Below are 22,152 nucleotides of genomic sequence, written 5' to 3'. Positions count from 1 at the left end.
GCCACGGCGCCTTGCTGACGTTCGCGTAAACAAGGTGGGCCCGAGGTCTTCTCAGGCCACCTACCCGTCAGTACATTGACGCCATGTCCAACAAGCAGCCGCAGCCGGTGCCCTCCGAGCACATCGCGCTCAAGGCCCGCAACGTGTCCTTCGCCTGGGAGGACACCCCCCTGCACTGGGTGCCCGGCGATCCCTTCGCGACGCACACCATCAACGTGCTGCACCTGCTGCTGCCCGCCGGCGAGCGGTGGTTCGTGCACGTCTACAAGCAGGTGCTGCCGCTCATCCGGGACGAGCGGCTGCGCGCGGACGTCGTCGGGTTCATCGGGCAGGAGGCAATGCACTCCCAGGCCCACGACGAGGTACTGCCCCACCTGCGGGAACAGGGTCTCGACCCGACGCCGTACACCGCGCAGGTCGACTGGTTCTTCGAGAAGCTGCTCGGCGACCGGACCCTGCCGCCGGGGCGGGCCAGGCGCTGGTGGCTGCTCGAACGGGTCGCGCTGATCGCGGCCATCGAGCACTACACCGCCTTCCTCGGCGACTGGGTGCTCAACGCCGGGGAACTGGACCGGCGCGGCGCCGACCCGATGATGCTGGACCTGCTGCGCTGGCACGGCGCCGAGGAGGTCGAGCACCGGTCGGTCGCCTTCGACCTGTTCCTGCACCTCGACGGCGGCTACCGGCGCCGGGTGCGGACCTGGGCGACGGCGTTCACGGCGATCGTGTTCCTGTGGCAGCGCGGCGCCCGCTTCTTCATGGCGAACGACCCGACGCTCGACGCGGGCCGGGCCCGGTTCCGGGACTTCTACCTGGCCGGCCGGCGCGGCACGCTGCCCGCCACCGGGGACATGCTGAAGTCGATCCCGCGCTACCTCAGCCGCACCTACCACCCCTCCCAGGAGGGCTCCACGGAGCAGGCCGTCGCCTACCTGGCCTCCTCCCCCGCCGCGCTCGCCGCCGAGCAGGAGGGCAGGTGATGACGCCGAGGCTGCGGACCGCCGTCGCCGTCGCGGGCGCCGCGCTGCTGGTCAGGCGGGCGCTGCGCCGCCGTATCGAGGCCTCCCCGCTGTGGCCGATGCCGGCCCTGGACCCGCCGACCTCCGGCCGGCCGCGCTCCCGGGCGCTGCGGCTGCTGGTCTCCTCGCACCGGACGATCGCCGACGGGGTCGTCCAACTGCGCCTGGAAGGAAGGCAGTTGCCGCCCTGGCAGCCGGGCGCCCATCTCGACGTGGTGCTGCCGTCAGGACTGGTCCGGCAGTACTCGCTCTGCGGGGACCCGGCCGACACCTCGTCGTACACGGTCGCCGCCCGGCTGGTCGCGGACGGGCGGGGCGGTTCGCGGGAGGTGCACGAACAGGTCGTGGAGGGCATGGAGCTGGAGGTGCGCGGGCCGCGCAACCGCTTCCCGCTCGTCGAGGCCGCCTCGTACGTGTTCGTCGCCGGGGGCATCGGGATCACGCCGATCCTGTCGATGGTGCGGGCCGTGCCGGACGGGGTGGCGTGGCGGCTGCTGTACTGCGGGCGGACGCGCGGGTCCATGCCGTTCCTGGCGGAGCTGGCCGGGGACGAGCGGGTGACGGTCGTCGCGGAGGACGAGGACGGGCGTCCGGACCTCGACGCGCTGGCCGTCCCGGCGGGCGCGGCGGTGTACTGCTGCGGTCCCGAGGGGTTGATGGCGGCGGTGGCGGAGCGGTTCCCGGCGGTCCGCCTCGAACGTTTCGCGCCGCGCGCCGACACCGGCGGCAACCACGCCTTCGAACTCGAACTCCGGCGCAGCGGGCGGACGTTGACGGTACTGGCCGACGAGTCCGTGCTGGCCGCGGTACGTACGGAGCTGCCCGACACTCCGTACTCCTGCGCGCAGGGGTTCTGCGGGACCTGCCAACAGCGGGTCCTGGAAGGGGAGGTGGAGCACCGCGACGAGCTTCTCACGGACACGGAGCGTGCCGACTCGATGCTCATCTGTGTGTCGCGGGCCCGAAGTGGGAGACTTGTGCTGGATCTGTGAACACCCGTGAAGGGTCGGGTCCGTGGGAGGCCGGATCCGATCGGTAAGGTGTTCGCATGACAACCGGGGTACGCCGCAGGATGGGAGTCGAGGAGCGGCGGCAGCAGTTGATCGGCGTCGCCCTCGAACTGTTCAGCCGTCGCTCGCCCGACGAGGTCTCCATCGACGAGATAGCCTCGGCCGCGGGTATCTCGCGGCCACTGGTCTACCACTACTTCCCCGGCAAACTCAGCTTGTACGAGGCCGCGTTGAAGCGGGCCTCGGAGGATCTCGCGGGCCGCTTCGAGGAACCGCACGAGGGTCCGCTCGGGGCGAGGCTGCTGCGTGTGATGCGCCGCTTCTTCGACTTCGTCGACGAACACGGGCCCGGCTTCGCCGCGTTGATGCGCGGTGGCCCGGCGGTCGGCTCCTCGGCGACCAACGCGCTCATCGACTCCGTACGGCAGGTCGCCTACGAGCAGATCCTCTCCCACCTCGACATCGCCGAGGCGCCGGCCCGCCTGGAACTGGTCGTCCGTTCCTGGATCTCGCTCGCCGAGTCGACGGCACTGATCTGGCTGGACGGGCGGCGCATCCCGCGCGCCGAGCTGGAGATCCAGCTCGTCCACGACTTCGCTGCGCTGACGGCCGTGAGTGCGGCGTACGACGAGGAGATGACGGCGCTGGTGAAGCGGATGGTGCACGGGGAGCCGACCGACGGCCCGTTCGCCGACCTGGCCGCCCGCCTGATCGCCCTGGCGGGCTAGGCCTACCGTTGCCGGCTGCGCTGCGTGGGGGCTGGTCGCGCAGTTCCCCGCGCCCCTAAAAGCAGGGCGCTGCGGTGAGCGCCCCTTCAGGGGCGCGGGGAACTGCGCGAGCAACCACGACGGCGCGGCAGCCTAGCTCTCGTACTTCCGGTACGAAGGATCCAGGTCCCGTACCTCCGCGGACGCGTGCAGCACGGAGCCCTCCGGCTTCAGGTGGTCCCGGAGCAGCTCCAGGGTCGCCTCGGTCAGCTTCGCCTTCGTCTCGTCGGTGCGGCCGGCCAGCAGGCCGAACGTGACGTGGACGATGACGTGCCCCCCGTCGGCGTCGTAGCCGAAGGCGGTCTCGTCGGCGGCGCGGAACAGCGTCTTGCAGGCCTCGGGCTTGGCGGCGGCGATCTCGACCACGGCGGTGTGCAGGGCCCGGGCGAAGCCCGCCTTGTCGAAGGCGGAGTCCGCCGTGGCGGTGTAGTCGACGGTGATCTGCGGCATGAGCACTCCTGTTCTACGGCAACCGGGGCCCAGCCTAGTCGGGGCGGCCGAAGCGGTGGGCCGCCCAGAGCAGGGCCGCGACCCCGCCGGCCAGCAGGAGCGAGCCCTCCAGGAGCAGGGGCGGTCGCCGGCCGAACCACTCGACGCCGACGCCGGCCGCCTGGTGCGGTACCCGCAGCGCGATGCAGCGGCGGAGCAGGTCCACTCCGTAGGCGAGCGGGTTGACGACGGACAGGGTGTGGGCCCAGCCCGGCAGGTTCGCCAGCGGGAAGAAGCCGCCGGAGAGGAAGAGCAGCGGCATCATCACCAGGCCGAGCAGCATCTGGAAGACCTCGGGCCGGTCGAGGCTGACGGCCAGCAGCAGGGACAGGGCCGTGACGGTGAACGAGGCGAGGATCAGGGCGGCGAGGAGCAGCGCCAGCAGGAGCGGGTCGTAGGGCAGGCCGACGGCACCGCCCAGCCCGAGCAGGACGGCGCCCTGCACCGTGGAGACGAGGGTGCCGCCGGCGCAGGTGCCGAGCAACAGGGTGGACCTGCGGACCGGGGCCATCAGGAGTTCGCGGAGGTAGCCGCTCTGCCGGTCGGTGATCAGGCGGATGCCGACGATGATGGCCGGCGCCTGGACCGTCATGATCAGCATGCCCGGGAAGAGGTAGGCCTGGTAGCCGACGCCCAGTGAGGAGTTCGGGATCAGGGCGGCCAGGCCACCGCCGAGCACGAAGAGGTAGAGCACCGGCTCGAGCAGCATCAGGGCGGTGTGGACGCGCTGGACGGACAGGCGCAGCAGGTCGCGGTGGACCAGGGCGTGGACCGCGCGCAGTTCGTGGCGCAGGCGGGTCCCGGGCGGGCGGCCGGGACCGTCAGAGGTGGCGGAGGCGTCCTCGGCCGGGCGGGCGGGTGCGGTCACGGGGTCTCCTCCGCCGCTGCCGTGGGGGCGGCCGGTGCCGGGTGCGGCCCGGGGCCGTGGATGCTGCGGCCGGTGTGGTGGAAGAAGACGTCGTCGAGGGTCGGCGGGGTCGCGGACGCGGCGTGCACCGGGATGCCGTGGTCCGCGAGGGCCACGCACAGGCGGGGAATCCAGGCGCTGCCGTCGGGCACCCGCAGGGACACCCCTTCGGCGTCCAGGGTGACGGCGCGGCCAGGCGGCGCGGTCCGGCCCACGACCTGCCGTGCCGCCGGGTCGTCGCCGGTGCGCAGGACCACCCGGTCGTCGCCGATCGCGGCCTTCAGGGCGGAGGGCGTGCCCTGGGCGACGAGCCGGCCCTGGTCGATGATGCCGAGGCGGTCGCAGTGCTCCGCCTCCTCCAGGTAGTGGGTGGTGACCAGGAGCGTGCAGCCGTGCCGTTCGGGCAGTGCGCGCAGGTGCTCCCAGACCTGGGCACGGGCGTGCGGGTCGAGCCCGGTGGTCGGCTCGTCGAGGAACAGCACCCGGGGGGCGTGCAGCAGGCCGCGGGCGAGTTCCAGACGGCGGCGCATGCCGCCGGACAGGGTGCGTACCGGGGAGCGCCGCCGGTCGGTCAGTCCGACCGTTTCGAGCATCTCGGTGACGCGCGGGCGGGCGTGACGGCGGCTCAGGCCGTAGAGGCGGGCATGGACGTGCAGGTTCTGTTCGGCCGTCAGGTCCGGGTCCAGGGCGCTGTGCTGGAAGAGCATCCCGACCGTTGCGCGCACCTCGTCCGGCCGGTCGAGCACGTCGACACCGGCCACCGTGGCACGTCCTGCGGTGGGGCGGGTCAGCGCGCACAGCAGGGCGAGGGTGGTGGACTTCCCCGCACCGTTGGGGCCGAGGAACGCGTAGGTCTCGCCTTCGAGGACGTCCAGGTCGAGGCCGCGAACGGCGTGGGTGGCGGTTCCGTCCGGGCCCGGGTAGCTCTTGACCAGGCCGCGGGTGCTGATGGCGTACCCGGGCCGTGCGGCGGGCTCCGTGGCGTCCGGGTGCGGGACAGCGGCGGTCGGCACGGTCGTCCGGGTACGAGCGGTGTCACCGGCGGGTGGCTGCATGGTCGAGTCCTCGTCCACGGGGGTGTCTTCCGCGGGCCTGCCGGCCGCAGCGGGCTCGGCTCCGGCCGGTGGCCGCCCGAGGGCGGCCACCGGCCGGAGTTCTTCGGCTACGCGCAGCTGATGCCGACGCAGACGGTGTTGAGCAGCGTCAGCAGGCCGACGCACGCGCACGTGCCCGAGTACGACGCTCCGTCGAAGTCGACCGGGTCGGTCTCCGGAAGGGCGTGCAGTTCGGCCAGCAGCTCGAGGGCCTGGTTCTCCATGACATTCTCCTTCTGTGAGCGGTGACGACAGGGGATTTCCTGTCGCTCAGCCCGGCTGCTGGACAGTCCAGTGCCGGGGGTCTGTGTGGCGGGTCCGCAGGAGGAACGCCAGGATTCCCGCGGACCCGTCGCTCCAGCTCGTCGAGACGTCCCCGTACTCGTTGGGGAAGACGACGTGCCGGTCGCGGTGGGCGCGTTCGGAGACGATCAGGCGGGCCAGGCCGTCGGCCGCCGCCCGGTAGGCGGGGTCCCCGGTGGCGTCGGCCATGTCGAGGAGGAAGTCGCCGTTGCCGGCCAGCCCGTGGCACTGGGTGAGGGCGGCCCGGGAGGCACGCTCCACGACGGCGTGCGTGGCGCCGCGGGCAAGATCGCCGAATCGTTTGTCCCCGGTCCGTTGCCAGAGCCGGACCAGGAAGGAGCCGATGCCCGCCGAGCCGTGGCACCAGTACGGGGCCGTGGGCGGGTCGCCGGCCTGGGCCGGCCACTGGGCCGCTCCGCCGACCTGCACGGCGTTGGCGACCAGGAGCTCTCCGGCGGCGACGGCCAGCTCCAGGTGTTCCGGCCGTTCGGAGACGGCTGCGGCGGTGAGGAGGAAGCTGCCGATGCCCGCCGCTCCGTGTGCGTAGCCCAGATAGCGTTTGCCGGCCTCTTCGGAGACGGCTTCCGCGGGGACGGGCCAGCTCACGCCGGGCACCTCGGGCCGGGCCGCGGCGGCCAGCCGGTCGGCCGCGTCGACGACCAGTTCGGCCAGGCGTGGGTCGCCGGTACGGCGCCACAGGTGGGCGGCGGCGAGTCCGCTGCCCGCGCGGCCGTGGGTGATGTCGTGACTGGGTGTCGGTTCCAGCGGGGCGAGTGCCAGGGCCAGCGCGTGGTCGGTGAGCGTGCGGTCGTCGACGGCGCGTCCGGCGTCGTACAGCGCCCAGGCGATGCCGCGGCCTCCGAAGTGCAGGCCCGGACGGATGGCGCGGGTGTCGGTGCGGGCCGCGATCCAGGTGCCCGCGGTGCGGAGCAGACCCGGCAGGCGTGGGTCGCCGGTGAGTTCGAAGTACCGGGTCAGGACCGCCAGTACACCTGCGGCGCCCTGCTGCACGGTGCAGGGGTCGGTCTCGCCGGCCAGGGTGGACACGGGCCACAGCCGCCGGTCGTCGCGGGGGGTCATGGTGTCGACGAGGTGCTCCACCATGCCGGTGATCGCGTCCTGCACCGCCCCGTCCGGATCGCCGGTCTCCGGCGGCCCGGCGGCGGAGGGCCCCGGCCCGGCGGCGGGCCGCCTCGCTCCGGCGGCGGGTTGACCCGGTCGCGCCGGGTCCGCGGCGCGGAGGGCCGTACGCGCCCTGACGGGGTCCCAGCGCTCGGCGGGATCGTCCTTCGTCAGCCCGAGGATCGTCTCCGGCAGGCCGGCCGGCAGACCCAGGGTTTCGTCGCAGGCGGCCAGCCACTCCGCGAACCGCTGTTCGGCGGGCCTGGTGTCCGGTTCCTCGGGCAGCAGGTTCGGTATCTTCCCGGCGAGCACGAAGCACACGGTGGCGCCGAGGCTGTAGTAGTCGGCCGTCGCGGAGACCGGTGCGTCCGCCAGGCGCTCGGGGGCGCTGAAGCCGGGGGTCCCCACCCGGGTCGGCAGCGGGACGTCGTCCTCCAGGACGGCGAGCTCCAGGTCGATCAGGCGCAGTTCGCCGTCGGGGCGGACCATGACGTTGCCGGGTGTGAAGTCCCGCAGGACGCAGCCGCGGGCGTGGGCCGCCGCGACCAGCTCCACCAGGCGTCCGGCCTGGGCGAGCGCGTCCGCCCGGTAGCTCTCGCTCCCGACGTCCCGGAAGCGCTCGGCGACCCAGTTGCGCAGGGGCACGCCCGGTACTTCCTCCTGGGCGAGGAACAGGTGCCCGCCCGTCTCGAACATCGCGAGCGGCTCCGGTGCCAGCCCCGTGCCCTTGAGCTTCTCCAGCGTCCTGGCCTCGGCGCGCAGCCAGTCGCGGACGTCGGCGCCGGACGCGTCGCCCTCGACGTGCGGCCGGGCCTCCTTGATCACCACAGGTGCGCCGGTGGTGACGTCGGTGCCGCGGTAGACGCCGCCCTTGTTGGTGTGCCGGATCGCTTCCCGCACGGCGAACCGGCCGCCGAGCAGCACCGGGCGGTTCGCCGCCTTCTTCTCCTGCCGCGGAGGCAGCGGTACCGCGGCGGGAAAGGGGCTGACCGCCCAGGAGGGCGGGGAATACTGCCCGGTGCGCTTGTCCTCCACGGGATTTCCGTCGGGGTCCTCGATGAACCAGACCAGCAGCCCCTGGTCCGAAAGCCGCCGCCGGCCGACGAAGGCTCCGTAGCGGTAGTGCACCAGGCTGTTCGGGGCATAAGGCTGGTCGGACAGGATCCGGGGGCCGGCCAGTCCCGCGGTGGCCCCGTGCAGCTCCATCGCGAGTCGGGCGGCGGCGGTGTCGGAGGCCGGGTAGACGGTGATGAACTTGCCCGAGCTTCCCCGGGGCGTGGCGCGGGAATTGAGCGCGCTCACCTGTTCGAGCGACCGCACGAACTTGAAAGCCGACTCGTCGCGCAGCAGCACTTCCAACGCTTTCTCAAGCACTTTCGGCGCGGAGGCGGCCGTGGCGGAGACGTGCAATTTCCAGCCCTGCCGACGTTGCATACCGGACTGGTGGGTAAGGCGGCACCACATGTCGTCCGCGTCGGTCGTCCAACGCGCGCCGGTACCTGTGGCCTGTAACGCCCGGCGGAGCAGACTTTCGAGTTCGAATTCGGTTGCGTGGCTCGTCATGCGTGTCCCTCTCAACGGCGAGAACCGCTGGTTGGAATATGCCCTCGGTGAGGAAAAACGTACAACCCCCGCCAGCCGGCCGCTACTTGCTTCCATGAGCGCACGGTGTTGCACCGTTGATAGAGGGCGCAGTCCGGCGCAGATATGGGCGTATAAACGCCACCGCACCGGAAAATAATTCACGCGTTCGAGGACACCGCGGAACGCACCCTGGATTAATAAACAGTGTGCACCAATTAACTCCGAATCAAATCCCGGTGACGGGGGCGGATTCAGGAGACCCATACCGGCACGCCGACCCCAGCCTTCCCAGCGGATCTTACGCACCCGGCGACGGAAGATTCCGCTCCACATTCTTTATAGGCCGGTCCGCGGCTTCGATCAAGCGGGGAATCGACCACGAATAGTGACAGTCATGGCCATGGCGAACGCTATCGGCACGGAATAGCCCGTACCACTTCTCGTCCGCCTTTCGATTCCGCTCGACTTCGCGCGATTCCGCTCGGTTCCGCTCGAATTCGCCATAGCGCCAGCTGGGACCGGTCGGCGTTCCTCCGCGGCGGACGAGGTCAGCGAGCGGCCCGGTCGGCCAGGCTCAGCGCGAGGAGTGCGATGTCGTCCTCACGGTCCCGGCCGAAGCAGGCCAGGAGGGTGTCGCACAGGGCCTCCAGGCCGGGCAGGGCACCGCCGGCCGCGGCCCGCAGCTGTTCCATCGAGACCGAGAGGTCGGTGCCGCGGGTCTCGATCAGGCCGTCGGTGACCATGAGGAGCCGGTCGGTGGGTTCGAGGACCAGCTCGGTGGGCGGCGGGTGGGGCAGCCCCACGCCGAGCAGCGGACCGGACGCCTTGACGTACTCGGCACTGCCGTCCTCGCCCAGTATCAGCGGCGGGATGTGCCCGGCGTTGGCGACGCGGGTGCGTCCGGTCCCCGGGTCGATCAGGGCCAGGCAGACGGTGGCCGTGACCTCGGCGTGGTAGTGCTGGAGCAGCTTGTCGAGCCGTTCGGCGAGGGCGGCCGGGTCGCTCTCGGTGAGGCAGTAGGCGCGCAGCGCGTGCCGCAGCTCGACCATGACGGTGGCCGCGTCCAGCGAGTGCCCCACGACGTCCCCGACCGCGGTGAGCACCCCGTCGCCGACCCGCAGCGCGGCGTAGAAGTCGCCGCCGATCTCGGTCTCCTGGGAGGCGGGCTCGTACCGGACCGCTATGTCGACGCCCGGCAGCTCGGGCAGCTGGTGCGGGCGGGGCAGGAAGCTGTGCTGGAGGGTGAGCGCGACATGCCGTTCCACCTGGTACATGAGCAGCGGCTCGGCGGCGAGCGCGGTGGCCTGGGCCAGCTGGGCCAGCAGCGCCTCGTTCTCCGGGTCGACCCTGCGCTGCCCGCGGGTCGGGGTGGCCACGCAGACCGGCACCTTGCCGTCCTGGGTGAGGACCAGCGTCAGCCGGGCGTCGTGCTGCACCCCGGGGCGGAAGAACCCGGTGGGCCACAGCGGGGTCGGCACGGTGGTGATGCGGACCCCGGACTGCCCGCGGGTGAGCCGCCGCAGCAGACCGGCCACGTCCCGGTGGGCGCCCTCGTCCGGCAGCGCGAGGGAGGTGCGCTCCCGGTACAGGCCGCGGTACAGCTCGTCGTCCTGGTCGAGGACGAAGACGGCGGCGGGGCAGCCGAGGAGGCGGGCGGCGCCGTCCGCGGCGGCGTCGGCCAGTTCGTGCAGCGAGCGTGCCGCCTGGATGGTGACGATGGTCTGCGACAGCAGTTTCAGCCGCCGTACCAGCGCCTGGTCGTCGGCGCGGAGCCGGGCGGCGCGCACCGCGGACCGGACCGCCGCCTCGATCTCCTCCGGATCGGCGGGCACCGCCAGATACGCCTCGGCGCCCGTGTCCAGGCCCGGGCAGCGGTCCACCGGGGCGGTGCGCAGGGCCGAGAAGTGCACGACGGGCAGGCCGGCCATGTGCGGCCGTTCCTTCAGCCGGCGGCAGAGTTCGAAGCCGCTCATGTCCGGGAGGTGCACGTCGACGAGGGCGACGTCGGGCAGGGCGCCCTTGCGCAGCCGTACGTCGAGCTCGGCGAGCGCCTGCCGGCCGTCGGCGACGGCGACGACCTGGTGACCGGCCCGCCGCAGGACGGTGCCCATCGCGTACCGGCTCGCGGGCTCGTCGTCCACGACCAGCACGGTCGTGTCGGTCAGCTTGCCGTTGACGTCCATTCTCCCAGCCCCTGGACAGACACCGGTGGGGCAGTACCCGGTCCCGGGCCTGCCCCACCGACGTAAGGCCACGGTCACCTCGTCCGGGAGAACACCGCCACCGTGCGTCCCGGAACCTCGAACGTACCCGTTTCCCGCTCGTACGATGCCGCCTTGACGACGGAGTCCGCGCCCGACGCCTGCACGGGGTGCAGCCGGTAGCCGGTTCCGGCCAGGGCGGCCACCCGCTGCTCCTGCGGGGCGGGGCTCGCGTTGAACACGACGACCAGGTCGCCGAGCTCCATGGTGATCACGCCGGGCGTCTCGTCCGTCCCGGACAGCGGGAAGGAGAGCTCCGCCTGCACCCGCGCGGCCGTGCCCAGCGAGAACGCCTTGTCGGTCGTACGGATCCGCAGCAGGTCCCGGTAGGCGGCCGAGGTCCCGTCGATCTGCGGGCAGCCGACCTTCACCGAGGTCAGCAGCGGCTTGGCGTAGGACCACTTGGACTGGTTGTCGGCGGCCGTCGGCAGCCCGCGGCCGAAGCCGTTGCCGTCGGCGCAGTTCCAGTGGACGGCGTTGAACCAGTCGCCGCTGTCGAAGGAGTTGCGGTCCAGGGACTTGGAGCGCAGCAGGTCGGTGCCTGCCTGGGAGAGCGAGGGCCCCTGCGAGAGGGCGGCCGTGGCCATCGCCAGGACCTGCATCCGGGCCCGGTCGGACGCGGAGGTGCCGGCCGGCAGTTTGTACGTCAGCGCGTCGAACAGCGACTCGTTGTCGTGCGCGTCGACATAGGCGAGGGCGTCGCCGGGCGCGTCGGCGTATCCGGCGGGCGAGCCGTTGTAGTCGACCCCGGCGCCGGTGACCTCCTTGCCGTCGCTGTCGGTGAACCGGTACTGCGCGAGGTTGCCGGTGAGACCGACCTTGATCAGGTCCTGGTAGTGCAGGAGCCGGGCCTTCTGCTCGGCCGTGGTGCCGTTGGCCGCCGAGGAGTTGGGGTCGGTGTAGAGGCCGGAGGCGAAGCCCTGGATGCCGGGGTCGTCGTCGAAGGGGCTGCCGCCGCGCACCGCGTCGCGGGCCCGGTCGGAGAAGGTGGCGATGCCGGTGCCGGCCATGTTCTGCTGCGTGGCCTGCACGAACCGGGCGTCGTTGGCGACCTCGCCGAAGTTCCAGCCCTCCCCGTACAGGATGATCTTCTTGCCGTCGACGCCGTCCTTCTTCAGGGTCAGCGCGTCGAGGGCCTTGCGGACCGCGAGGATGTTGGCCTTCGGGTGGTGGCCCATCAGGTCGAAGCGGAACCCGTCGACCTTGTACTCCTTCGCCCAGGTGACGATCGAGTCCACCACCAGCTTGCCCATCATGGCGTTCTCGGGCGCGGTGTTGGCGCAGCAGGTGCTGTTGGCGACGCTGCCGTCGGCGAGCAGCCGCTGGTAGTAGCCGGGCACGATCCGGTCGAGGACGCTGGTGTCCGCCTCCCCGCCGGCCGCCGTGTGGTTGTAGACGACGTCCATGACGACCCGCAGCCCGTCGCCGTTGAGCGACTTGACCATCCTGCGGAACTGGACGGTACGCGCGGTGCCGTCCGGGTCGGTGGCGTACGAGCCCTCGGGGACCGTGAAGTGGTAAGGGTCGTAACCCCAGTTGTAGGCGTCCTTCGCGGCCACCGCGGAGACGCACGCCTGCTGCTGCTCGGAGTCGGCCGGGTAGGAGGCGAGGTCGCAGCCGGGGCTCGCCTGGTCGGCCTTCTTCTCGGGCACGGTCGCGAAGTCGAAGACCGGGAGGAGGTGCACGTACGAAGTCCCGGCCTTCGCAAGGGCCTTGAGGTGCTTGGAGCCGTCGCTGTTCTTGTCCGTGAAGGCGAGGTACGTGCCCCGGTCGGCGGCCGGGACCGTGGAGTCGGCCACCGAGAAGTCCCGGACGTGCAGCTCCTGGATCTGGGCGTCCTTCAGCGGGACGGCCTTGGGCTTGGTGTACGTCGACCAGCCGCCCGGCGCCAGCGACTTGTCGTCCAGATCGACGACGAGGCTGCGCGCGGAGTCGGCGGTGAGGGCGACCGAGTAGGGGTCGGTGACCTTGTTGGTGACGACCTTCCGGACCGTGGGCGCCCAGACCTTCACGACGTACCGGTAGGGCTTGTTCTTCCAGGACGCGGGGCCGGTGACGGACCAGACGCCGGTGGCGGGGTCGCGGTGCATCGGCTTGACCGCGCCGTCGAGTTCGAGGGCGACGGACTGCGCGGTCGGCGCCCACACGGAGAGGGTCGGCTTCCCGTGGTGGAAGACCGGGCCGAGGGCGGCCTTGGTGGCCTTCGCGTACACGTCGTCCAGTACCCCGGCGAGCTGCACGCCGGTCGCGGCCGGCACGGCCCCGTTGGCCGCGCGCTGGGAGGCGACGAGCTGTCCGCCGAGCGCCTCGCGCACCCGGCCGCGGTCGCGCGGGTCGACCGACCAGGCCGTGTAGTCCTTCAGGTACGGGAACCTGGCCTTCTGCGCGTCGGTGAGGGTGGTCTTCGTCAGCCGCAGCCACCGCTCGTCGTCGCTGGTCAGGGCCCCGTCCTTGACGGCGATCGAACCGTCGTGGGAGTAGACCAGCTGGGTGGAGACCGCGCCGTCGGCGCCGTCCCAGGCGACCGTGTCCCGGTCGATCCAGACCGCCTTGGAGGTGGTCAGGTCGAGCGCGGCTGCGCTGCCGGCGGGCTGCGGGAGCAGGTACTTCTCCTGGCCGTTCAACAGCCACACCTCGTAGCCGTCGGCCTTGAGGTCGAGCGACTGGTCGGCGGAGAGATCCTTCTCGTCGCCGTTGTGGATGATGTAGCTGAGGCTGGTGGCACCCTCGGTGAGCGGCACCTCGAAGACCGCGCCATAGGCGTCGGTCTTCACCGGCTTCAGGGGGCTCGACCAGTCGGTGGGGTTCGCGGCGCCCGTCCAGACGTGCAGGCCCCAGCCGTCGTAGTCCCCGTCGGCGCGGTGGTAGTGGACGACCGCCTCGGTGGTGTCCTGGGCGGGGTAGTCGGCGGCCGGCTTCTCGGTCAGGACGTCCGTCTTCCCCTGCTCGATCCAGACCTCGCCCGTCTTGGTGACGTCGATGGACCGGTCGGCGGAGACGTCCTTGTTCCCGTCCTTGTCGATGACGAGGAAGCCGACGTTCGCGGCGCCGGGCTTCAGCTTGACGTAGGCGAAGGCGCCGTACGCGTCGCGGCCGGTGAAGGGGTGGCTCGCGGGCCAGGTGGTCGCCTCGCCGTCGGCGAGGTCGCCCCAGGCGTACAGGCCCCAGTCGGCGTAGTCGCCGTCGGTGCGCTTGTAGTGGACGACCGCGTAGTCGCGGGAGGAGGCGGTGGGCGTCCCGGCGGCGGGCGGGGTGCCGGAGGTGCTCGCGGCCAGCGCGCCGGAGGTGTGCCCGGCGGTGTCGACGACGACCGCCTTGTAGCGCAGGGCGGTGCCGGCCGGGACGTCCGCGGCGAGGGTCTGGGTGACCTTGTAGGGGGCGTGGTCGGCCGAGCCGAGGACGGTCCACTTCCCGTTGCCGACCTGGGCGGCGAAGACGACACGGTCGAGCTGCCCACCCGTGACGTCCGCGGTGAGGCCGACGGTGCCGGTGGCTCCGGCGGCCGGGGCGGTGAGGGTCAGGGTGGGTGCGGTGGCGGGCTTGGCGAGGGGACCGGCCGCCTTGTAGACGACGGCGGACTCGGCGGGGACGGTGACGGTGACGCCGTTGTCCGTGCCGGAGGTCACGGTGCCGTCCGTGCCGTAGACCGCGCGGTAGCGCATCCCGGCCGACCCGGTGGCGAAGGTCGCGGTCTTCGCCGTGTCCGCGTTGTTGAAGGCGACGACGTACTCCTGACCGGTGTTCGCGTCCGTCCGGGTGAACGCGTAGATCCCGGCGCCGTCGGCCGCGTAGCGCTCGGTCTGGACGCCGTCGGCGAGGGCCGGGTTGTCCTTGCGGAGCTTGCCGAGAGCGCTGATCCGCTGGTAGAGCGGTGCGCTCGTGTCGTAGGAGTCACTGGCGGCGGTGCGGTCGGTGCCGATCTCGTCGTCGTCCAGGTAGTCGGCGACCTTCGACGCGAACATCGTCTGCCGGGCGTCCTTGTCACCGCCCGAGCCGGTGAAGCCCTGCTCGTCGCCGTAGTAGACGACCGGGTTGCCCCGGCTGAGGAACATCACCTCGTTGGCGAGCCGGTCCTTGGCCAGCAGTTCGGCGTCCGTGGCCTTCGGGTTGTCCTGCTCCAGGAAGTACCCGATCCGGCCCATGTCGTGGTTGCCGAGGAAGGTGACCTGCTCGTAGGCGTTCGCCTTGTCGGTCGTGTACTTGTAGTCGTCGTCGAAGACGCTCGCCAGCTTCTGCGCGCTGCCGCCCTGGGAGGCGTAGGAGCGGGCCGCGTCCTGGAACGGGAAGTCGAGAGTCGCGTCCAGCCGCCCCTGGGTGACGTACGGCGAGGTGACGGACGTGTCGGCGGAGTACGTCTCGCCGAACATGAAGAAGTTCTTACGGCCGTGCTGCGCCGCGTACGTGTCGAGCGCGGTCGCCCACTGGGTCCAGAACTCCATGTCGACGTTCTTCACGGTGTCGATCCGGAAGCCGTCGATGGCGTAGTCCTTCACCCACCGCTCGTAGATCTTCTCCATGCCGCTGACGACCTCGGGCCGTTCGGTCCACAGGTCGTCCAGGCCGGAGAAGTCGCCGTAGGTCGCGGACTCGCCGGCGAACGTCGAGTCGCCCCGGTTGTGGTACATCGTGGGGTCGTTGAGCCACGACGGCACCTTCGACCGGCTGGTGACCGTCGGCGTGCGCGGGAAGGAGGCGGTGGAGACCGCCGGGAACTTCTTCTTCCCGTCCGCGTAGTCGGCGTCGTCGAAGGGCTGCCCGTCCTTGGTCAGGTAGGGGAAGGCGCCCTTGGAGAGGTAGTCGTAGGACTTCTCCTCGTAGTCGACGACGTCGGCGGTGTGGTTGGTGATGACGTCGAAGAAGACCTTCATGCCCTTGGCGTGCGCCTTGGAGATGAGGGTCGCCAGGTCCTTGTTGGTCCCGAAGTGCGGGTCGACCTGGGTGAAGTCGGTGATCCAGTAACCGTGGTAGCCGGCCGAGGCGTTGCTCCCGGTGCCCTGCACGGGCTTGTTCTTGAAGATCGGGGCCATCCAGATGGCGGTGGTGCCGAGCCCCTTGATGTAGTCGAGCCGGTTGGTCAGGCCCTTGAGGTCGCCGCCCTGGTAGAAGCCCTTGTCGGTGGGGTCGTAGCCGGTGGAGAGCCGGGAGCCGGTGAGGCCGCCCTTGTCGTTGCCCGTGACCCCGTTGGCGAAACGGTCCGGCATGACGAAGTAGAACTGCTCGCGGGTGTCGTCGTGCCGGGCGGGCTCGGCGGCGAGTCGCGCGTCGGAAGGGGGCGCGGGCGGGGCGGCGGCGTGTGCGGCGACCGGCTGCACGAGCGCGGCGGCGAGGGCGGCGACGGCGACGACCGCGACCCGTCTGACATGTATCACCGGCGTGAACTCCTAGCGATAGCGGCTCTCTTGGATCCGTCTGGGTCCGACCCCGCGCGACCGTATCGCTAACGAAAGGTTTACAGCAAGAGGCTTGAAACTCACAGCAAGAACTTTCACGGCGCGTATTGACGCGTTGTCTCAACTGGCCCACGCTCCAGGGTTGTTGAAGCCTGTCCCTCTTGTTTGGGAGCCGCACATGACCGGACACCGCCCCCCGGGTGTCTTCAGACGCACAGCCGTCGCGATCGCCGCCGGCGCGCTGGCGCTGGCGGGCGTCGTCGCCCTGCCGGCCACCGCCGCACAGGCGGACACCACCGCCAAGGGCGACGTGATCGCCAACCTCTGGGAATGGAACTGGAACTCGATCGCGTCCGAGTGCACCAACGTGCTCGGCCCGGCCGGGTACGGCGCGGTGCAGGTCGCCCCGCCCTCCGAGTCCCTCAAGCAGTCCAGCTACTACTGGTGGGACGTCTACCAGCCCTACTCGTACACCCTGAACAGCCGCTTCGGCACGGCCACCCAGTTCGCCGCCATGGTCACCGCCTGCCACACCGCGGGCGTGAAGGTCTACACCGACGCGGTGATCAACCACACCGCCGCCCAGACCGGCACCGGCTACGACGGCACCACGATCACCAACAAGTACGACACCCCGGACTGGGACCCGAGCGACTACCACACCTCCGCCGACTGCCCCACCTCCGACCTGACCATCCAGGACTACTCGAACCTCACCCAGGTCCAGAACTGCGAGCTGCTGGGCCTGCCCGACCTCAAGACCAGTGCGGACAACGTCCGTTCGGGCCTAGCCGCCTTCCTCAACAAGCAGATCGCGCTCGGCGTCGACGGCTTCCGCGTCGACTCGGCCAAGCACATCCCGGCCACCGACATGGCGGCCATCGTCGCCAAGCTGAACACCACGACGTCCGGGGCGGCGCCGTACGTCTTCGACGAGGTGTACCCGGGCTCGACCCCGCAGCCCAGCGACTACTACGGTTCCGGTGACGTCCTGGACTTCACCTACGCGAGCAAGATGAAGTCGGCCTTCCAGGGCAACGTCAGCGACCTGTCGTCCCTGGAGAGCAGCGGCATCCTGCCCGCCGCCAACTCGGTGTCCTTCGTGACCAACCACGACACCGAGCGCAACGGCCTGCACATGTCGTACAAGGACGGCGACAGCTACAAGCTCGCCAACCTCTTCGAGCTGGCCTACAAGTGGTCGACGCCGACCATCTACTCCAGCTGGCAGTGGACCCAGAGCGACCAGGCACCGCCGAACTCCGCGGGCTTCGTCACCGACACCAACTGCTCCAGCGGCTGGAACTGCCTCGACCGCGACACCGCCGTCGTCGGCATGGTCGCCTGGCACAACGCGGCCGGCAGCGCGGCCGTCTCCAACTGGCAGACCATGTCGTCGAACGTCATCGGCTTCGGCCGCAGCGGCGCCGGCTTCTTCGCCGTCAACAACGGCTCGTCGTCGGCCACCTACACCTTCGCGACCGGCATGGCCGACGGCACGTACTCCGACGTCATCGACGGCGGCGACAGCACGGTCACCGTCTCCGGCGGCAGCGCCAGCATCACCATCCCCGCGAAGGACGCCGTCGCCTTCTACAACTCCTCCTACACCTGCACGGTCGGCTGCGACGACAGCGGCAGCGGCGGCGGTGGCTCCACCTCCACGGTGACCGCGACCTTCAACGAGTACGCGTCCACCACCACCGGCACCAACGTCTACGTCGTCGGCTCCATCGACGCCCTCGGCGGCTGGGACACCTCGAAGGCCGTCCAGCTCTCGTCCTCCGGATACCCGATCTGGTCGGGCGCGGTGAGCGTGCCGATCAACACGTCCTTCACGTACAAATTCATCAAGAAGGACAGTTCAGGCAACGTGACCTGGGAGTCCAACGCCAACAGATCGGCCACGACCACCACGTCGGCGGTCTCCCTCAACAACTCCTGGAACGTGGCGAACGCCGACGCCACCGACGTCACCTTCAACGAGTACGCCACCACCACCTACGGCACCAACGTCTACGTCGTCGGCTCCCTCGCCTCCCTCGGCTCCTGGAGCACCGGCGACGCGATCCCGCTGTCCTCGGAGTCGTACCCGACATGGAGCAAGCTGGTGATCGTCCCGAAGAGCACGGCCTTCACCTACAAGTACATCAAGAAGGACTCGTCCGGGAACGTGACCTGGGAGTCGGGCACGAACCGGTCGTACACGACGGGGAGCTCGTCCGGCTACACGACGAGTGACACCTGGAAGTAGTCGGGCGGTGGCGGACAGGTACGGAAATTTCCTGTCGTCTCTCGTGAACAATTCCGGAGTACCGCGCATCTGACTTTGTGTACGGCACACGAAGCCGGCGCGGGCCGCACCTCGCGGCCCGCGCCTCGGAGCGCGAGTGGAGCACTGTCACCGTGAACGCACACCGGAACACCACCGACCTGTCCACCACCACCCGGCACCGCACCGGCCGCAGGCTCGGCCGTGCGGTGCTCGCCGTCGCGGCCGTCGCCGGCCTGGGGCTCGCCTGGGCCGGAACCGCCGAGGCCGCGGGCCCGAGCGCCGCCAAGGCCACGCCCACCTGCTCCGCCGCCGCGCTCAAGGCGACCTTCGGCACGCAGCTGGCCGGCGGGATGAACCACCAGGGCGTCGTCATCAGGCTGCGCAACCTCAGCGGGAAGACCTGCGCGCTGCGCGGCTACCCGGGCCTCGGCCTGGAGAACTCCGCGCACAAGGCGATCACCACCCACACGCACTGGGGCAACACCTGGTACGCCAAGGACCCGGGCAAGAAGACCCTGGTCCTCAAGGACGGCCAGAGCGCCGAGGCGGTCGTCGCCTGGACGCACGCCAACACCGGCACGTCGGGCGCGGTGCACGCCTCCTACCTGGAGATCACGCCGCCCGCCTCGACCAAGCACAAGACGCTGGCCTTCCCCCAGTGGGTCGACCACGGTGACCTCTCCGTCACGGCGCTGGCCAGGCACATCGACGTCACGCCGTGATCTAGGCCCGGGCCCCGCCGTCCACCCGCAGGACCGTGCCCGTCACGTAGGAGGCGCGGTCGCTGAGGAGCCAGGCGGCGGCTTCGGCGATCTCGTCGGGGTCGGCCGTGCGGCCCAGCGGGGTCTGCGCCTTCATGCGGTCGACGACACCCGGGGTGTCCGCCTCCCAGGCGCGGACCATGTCGGTGACCGTGCCGCCGGGGGCGATGGCGTTGACGCGGATGCCTTCGGGGCCGTAGGTGACGGCGGCCGACTCGGTGAGGCTGTTGACGGCTCGCTTCAGGGCGCCGTAGACCGGCAGGACCGGGTTGGCGCGCAGGCTGCCGATGGAGGAGTTGTTGACGATGGCGCCGCCGGAGGCGGTGGCGCGGATGGCCTCGACCTCGGCGGCCATGGCCAGCCATACGCCCTTGAGGTTCACGGCGGTGATCCGGTCGAAGTCGGCTTCCGGGAGTTCGTCCAGGGGGCCGGGGTGCTGGATCACCCCGCCGTTGTTGAAGGCCAGGTCGAGCCGGCCGTAGACCTCCACGGTCCGGTCGACGGCGGCGCGTACGCTCGCCGCGTCGGCGAGGTCGCACACCGTGTGGTCGGCGGTGCCGCCGGCCGCCCTGATCTCCTCGGTCACCGCCTTGAGCTGGGCCTCGGTCCGGGCCGCCAGCAGGACGCGGGCGCCCTCCCGGGCGAAGAGCCGGGCAGCCGCCGCGCCGATCCCGCGTCCGGCGCCGCTGACGAAGGCGACCTTGCCGGCCAGCAGGCCCTGCGGATGCGTGGTCTGTGTGTCGTTCATGCTGTCCAGCCTGCGCCGGGGTGCGGGGCCCAGCCAGGCACCGGCGGTACCTGGATGAGACCGGGCGCCCGACGCACACTGGACGCGTGGACAGGCGAGAACTCGCGGCATTCCTGCGCAGCCGGCGTGAGCGGATCGGCCCGGGCGAGGTGGGGCTGCCCGGCGGGCCCCGGCGCCGTACGCCGGGACTGCGGCGTGAGGAGGTGGCGCAGCTGGCGTACATCTCGGCCGAGTACTACGCCCGTCTGGAGCAGGCCCGGGCACCGCGGCCGTCGCGGGAGGTGCTGGGCGGGCTGGCGCGGGCGCTGCGGCTGTCGGACGCCGAGCGGGACCATCTGCACCATCTGGCGGGGGCTCCGCCCGGGCCGCCGTGCGGTCCCGTGCGCGAGGTCCGGCAGAGCCTGCTGGACCTGCTGTGCCGGCTGCCGCGGGCGGCGGCGATCGTGACGTCGGCGACCTTCGAGATCCTCGCCTGGAACGACCTGGCGGCAGCGCTGATGGAGGACTTCTCCGCACTGCCGCCGCGCGAGCGCAACCTGGTGCGCAAGGCGTTCCTCGATCCGCTGCCGCCGGGTGAGCGGCTGTACGGGGTGTCGGACCCGGACACGTTCGCCCGGGTGTCGGCGCAGCGGCTGCGGGGCGCCGCCGCCCGCTACCCGGACACGCCGGAGGTGTCCGGGCTGGTCGCCGAACTCCTCGCCGGCAGCGAGGAGTTCGGGCGGTTGTGGGAGTCCCACGACGTGGCCGCGCAGCCGTCCCAGGTCAAGACCTTCCGGCATCCGCTGGTCGGGGACATCACCGTGAACTGCGATGTCCTCGACGTCCCGGACCGGGACCAGCAGGTCGTGATCTACACGGCCGCACCGGGCTCACCGTCCGAGGAGGCGCTGCGGCTGCTGTCGGTGATCGGGACCCAGCGGATGGATCCTCAGCAGGTGGACTTCCCGGCGTAGACCGCGAGGGCGGTGTTCGAGGCCAGGGTGGCGGTGAACTGGCCGCTCGCGTTGACCGTCACCGGCGTGTTCGCCTGCACGTTGCAGTACGTGCCCGCGGGCAGCGAGGTCTGGTACGTCCGGGTCAGCGAGCTCGACTCGTGGTTGACGGCGACATAGCCCTTCGCGCCCCGTCCGAAGGCGATCGCGTCGGCGCCGTCGTCCCACCAGTTCGTCACCGACTCGCCGCGCACGGCGTTGCGGAAGGCGACCATGCGGATGATCTCCGGCCAGGCGTGCTGGCACTTCCAGCCGTCCTGCCAGCAGGCGTTGACGACACCGTTGTTGGGCGGCCCGGCGTCGGCGTCCGACCATTCGTAGCCGGAGTTGATGTCGGGGGCGCCGTACGGATAGGCGAGCATGAAGACGTTGGCGAGCGTGTAGGTGGCGCCGTCCTTGTAGTTGAGCGTGCTGCCGTTGCGCTCGGTGTCGTGGTTGTCGACGAAGACCCCGGCGACCGAGCTGCTCATGTACCCCCAGCCCTCGCCGTAGTTCTTGAGGTAGGCGAGGTTCTCGTCGTTGAAGACGCGCTTGAGGTCGTAGGCGTACCGGAACTCCTGGACGTCGCCGTTTCCGGTGTACTCGGTGGGCTGGACGGCCTCGCCGGCGCCGTAGATGACCTCCTGTTTCCAGTACACGGACGGATTGGTCAGCCGGGTCTTGATGTTGGCGAGGTCCTCGGCCGGGATGTGCTTGGCCGCGTCGATGCGGAAGCCGTCGACGCCGAGGCTCAGCAGGTCGTTCATGTAGCCGGCGATGGTCTTGCGGACGTACTCCTCGCCGGTGTCCAGGTCGGCGAGGCCGACGAGTTCGCAGTGCTGGACGTTCCAGCGGTCGGCGTAGTTCGAGACGAGCGAGGTGCAGTCGTCGAAGTCGTAGGAGGAGTACAGGCCCGGGTAGGTGTACTTCGTGTACGAGGAGCCGCCGGTGCCGGTGCCGCTGCCCGCGGACATGTGGTTGACGACGGTGTCGACGACGACCTTCACACCGGCCGCGTGGCAGGTGTTCACCATGTTCTGGAAGGAGGTGCGGTCGCCGAGCCGGCCCGCGATCTTGTACGACACCGGCTGGTACGACGTCCACCACTGGGAGCCCTGTATGTGCTCGGCGGGCGGGGAGACCTGGACGTAGCCGTAGCCGGCGGGGCCGAGGGTGTTGGTGCACTCCTTGGCGACCGAGCCGTAGTTCCACTCGAAGAGGACGGCGGTGACGTCCTTCGTGCCGGGCGGGGAGGCCGACGCGACGGACGGGGTCATGACAACGCTACAGGCGGCCAGCGCCAGTGCGGCGGAGAGTGTCTTACGTGCCATGTGGGGTTCCTTCACCGTTGAAGGCTCTTGCAGAAACCTTGCTGAAACCTTGCGGTTGCGCAGATGTTAAGGGCCCGCTCCCCGGATGGGTAGCGGGCCCTGTGAAGTTGCTGCAAGAAG

At 70.8% G+C, this 22,152-nt stretch carries 15 protein-coding genes; 6 read left to right on the top strand and 9 right to left on the bottom strand.

Going from position 1 to position 22,152, the window contains the following annotated elements; genetic code table 11:
- Positions 1-83 precede the first annotated feature (83 nt).
- The 3 genes from AB0D74_RS44290 to AB0D74_RS44280 are packed head-to-tail and all read left to right on the top strand — an operon-like array spanning position 84 to position 2,757.
- Positions 84-980 (top strand): metal-dependent hydrolase, encoded by an 897-nt coding sequence (locus tag AB0D74_RS44290; RefSeq protein WP_362600091.1) that lies wholly within the window; start codon positions 84-86, stop codon positions 978-980.
- On the top strand, positions 980-2,011 hold the full coding sequence (locus tag AB0D74_RS44285) for a PDR/VanB family oxidoreductase (protein ID WP_362600089.1): 1,032 nt from the start codon (positions 980-982) through the stop codon (positions 2,009-2,011). Before AB0D74_RS44290 ends, AB0D74_RS44285 begins: the two co-directional genes overlap by 1 nt.
- 56 nt (positions 2,012-2,067) lie before the next feature.
- Positions 2,068-2,757 carry a TetR/AcrR family transcriptional regulator gene (locus tag AB0D74_RS44280; RefSeq protein WP_362600087.1) on the top strand — a complete coding sequence of 230 codons (690 nt, stop codon included), beginning with the start codon at positions 2,068-2,070 and terminating at the stop codon, positions 2,755-2,757.
- Between the two features lie 132 nt (positions 2,758-2,889).
- On the opposite strand, the gene AB0D74_RS44275 is transcribed toward AB0D74_RS44280, so the two are convergent.
- The 7 genes from AB0D74_RS44275 to pulA form a co-directional block, all read right to left on the bottom strand.
- Positions 2,890-3,246, bottom strand: coding sequence for an isomerase (locus AB0D74_RS44275; RefSeq protein ID WP_362600085.1), 357 nt, complete (start codon positions 3,244-3,246; stop codon positions 2,890-2,892).
- A gap of 34 nt (positions 3,247-3,280) precedes the next feature.
- The gene (locus AB0D74_RS44270) at positions 3,281-4,078 is read right to left on the bottom strand and encodes an ABC transporter permease (protein ID WP_362600114.1); all 798 of its coding nucleotides are present in this window, start codon (positions 4,076-4,078) and stop codon (positions 3,281-3,283) included.
- Positions 4,079-4,149: 71 nt separating this feature from the next.
- Complete coding sequence (locus AB0D74_RS44265; RefSeq protein WP_362600083.1) at positions 4,150-5,247, bottom strand: ATP-binding cassette domain-containing protein; 1,098 nt, start codon at positions 5,245-5,247, stop codon at positions 4,150-4,152.
- Positions 5,248-5,354: 107 nt separating this feature from the next.
- Positions 5,355-5,510, bottom strand: coding sequence for a VenA family class IV lanthipeptide (locus AB0D74_RS44260; RefSeq protein WP_362600081.1), 156 nt, complete (start codon positions 5,508-5,510; stop codon positions 5,355-5,357).
- Between the two features lie 46 nt (positions 5,511-5,556).
- Entirely contained in the window at positions 5,557-8,274 is a 2,718-nt protein-coding gene (lanL, locus tag AB0D74_RS44255; protein ID WP_362600079.1) for a class IV lanthionine synthetase LanL, read from the bottom strand.
- Between the two features lie 569 nt (positions 8,275-8,843).
- Entirely contained in the window at positions 8,844-10,478 is a 1,635-nt protein-coding gene (locus AB0D74_RS44250; RefSeq protein ID WP_362600077.1) for a fused response regulator/phosphatase, read from the bottom strand.
- A 74-nt stretch (positions 10,479-10,552) separates the two neighbouring features.
- A complete protein-coding gene (gene pulA / locus AB0D74_RS44245) occupies positions 10,553-15,925 on the bottom strand; it encodes a pullulanase-type alpha-1,6-glucosidase (RefSeq protein ID WP_362600075.1) in 5,373 nt (1,790 codons plus the stop codon).
- 199 nt (positions 15,926-16,124) lie between these two features.
- On the opposite strand from pulA, the gene AB0D74_RS44240 reads away from it, so the two are divergent.
- Positions 16,125-18,200, top strand: coding sequence for a carbohydrate-binding module family 20 domain-containing protein (locus tag AB0D74_RS44240; protein WP_362600073.1), 2,076 nt, complete (start codon positions 16,125-16,127; stop codon positions 18,198-18,200).
- 152 nt (positions 18,201-18,352) lie between these two features.
- Complete coding sequence (locus AB0D74_RS44235) at positions 18,353-18,943, top strand: DUF4232 domain-containing protein (RefSeq protein WP_362600071.1); 591 nt, start codon at positions 18,353-18,355, stop codon at positions 18,941-18,943.
- 1 nt (position 18,944) lies between these two features.
- Here AB0D74_RS44235 and AB0D74_RS44230 read toward each other — a convergent pair whose 3' ends face one another.
- A complete protein-coding gene (locus tag AB0D74_RS44230) occupies positions 18,945-19,730 on the bottom strand; it encodes a glucose 1-dehydrogenase (RefSeq protein WP_362600070.1) in 786 nt (261 codons plus the stop codon).
- 86 nt (positions 19,731-19,816) lie between these two features.
- Here AB0D74_RS44230 and AB0D74_RS44225 point away from each other — a divergent pair, with 86 nt between their 5' ends.
- Entirely contained in the window at positions 19,817-20,683 is an 867-nt protein-coding gene (locus tag AB0D74_RS44225) for a helix-turn-helix transcriptional regulator (RefSeq protein ID WP_362600068.1), read from the top strand.
- Here AB0D74_RS44225 and AB0D74_RS44220 read toward each other — a convergent pair.
- Complete coding sequence (locus AB0D74_RS44220) at positions 20,659-22,032, bottom strand: alpha-amylase family protein (RefSeq protein ID WP_362600066.1); 1,374 nt, start codon at positions 22,030-22,032, stop codon at positions 20,659-20,661. The genes AB0D74_RS44225 and AB0D74_RS44220 overlap by 25 nt on opposite strands.
- Positions 22,033-22,152: the final 120 nt, after the last annotated feature.

The sequence above is a fragment of the Streptomyces sp. NPDC048278 genome (assembly GCF_040652195.1).
GTDB lineage: Bacteria > Actinomycetota > Actinomycetes > Streptomycetales > Streptomycetaceae > Streptomyces.
The sequence above is the reverse complement of the archived record's forward strand: the minus strand, read 5'-3'. Positions and strand labels throughout refer to the sequence as shown.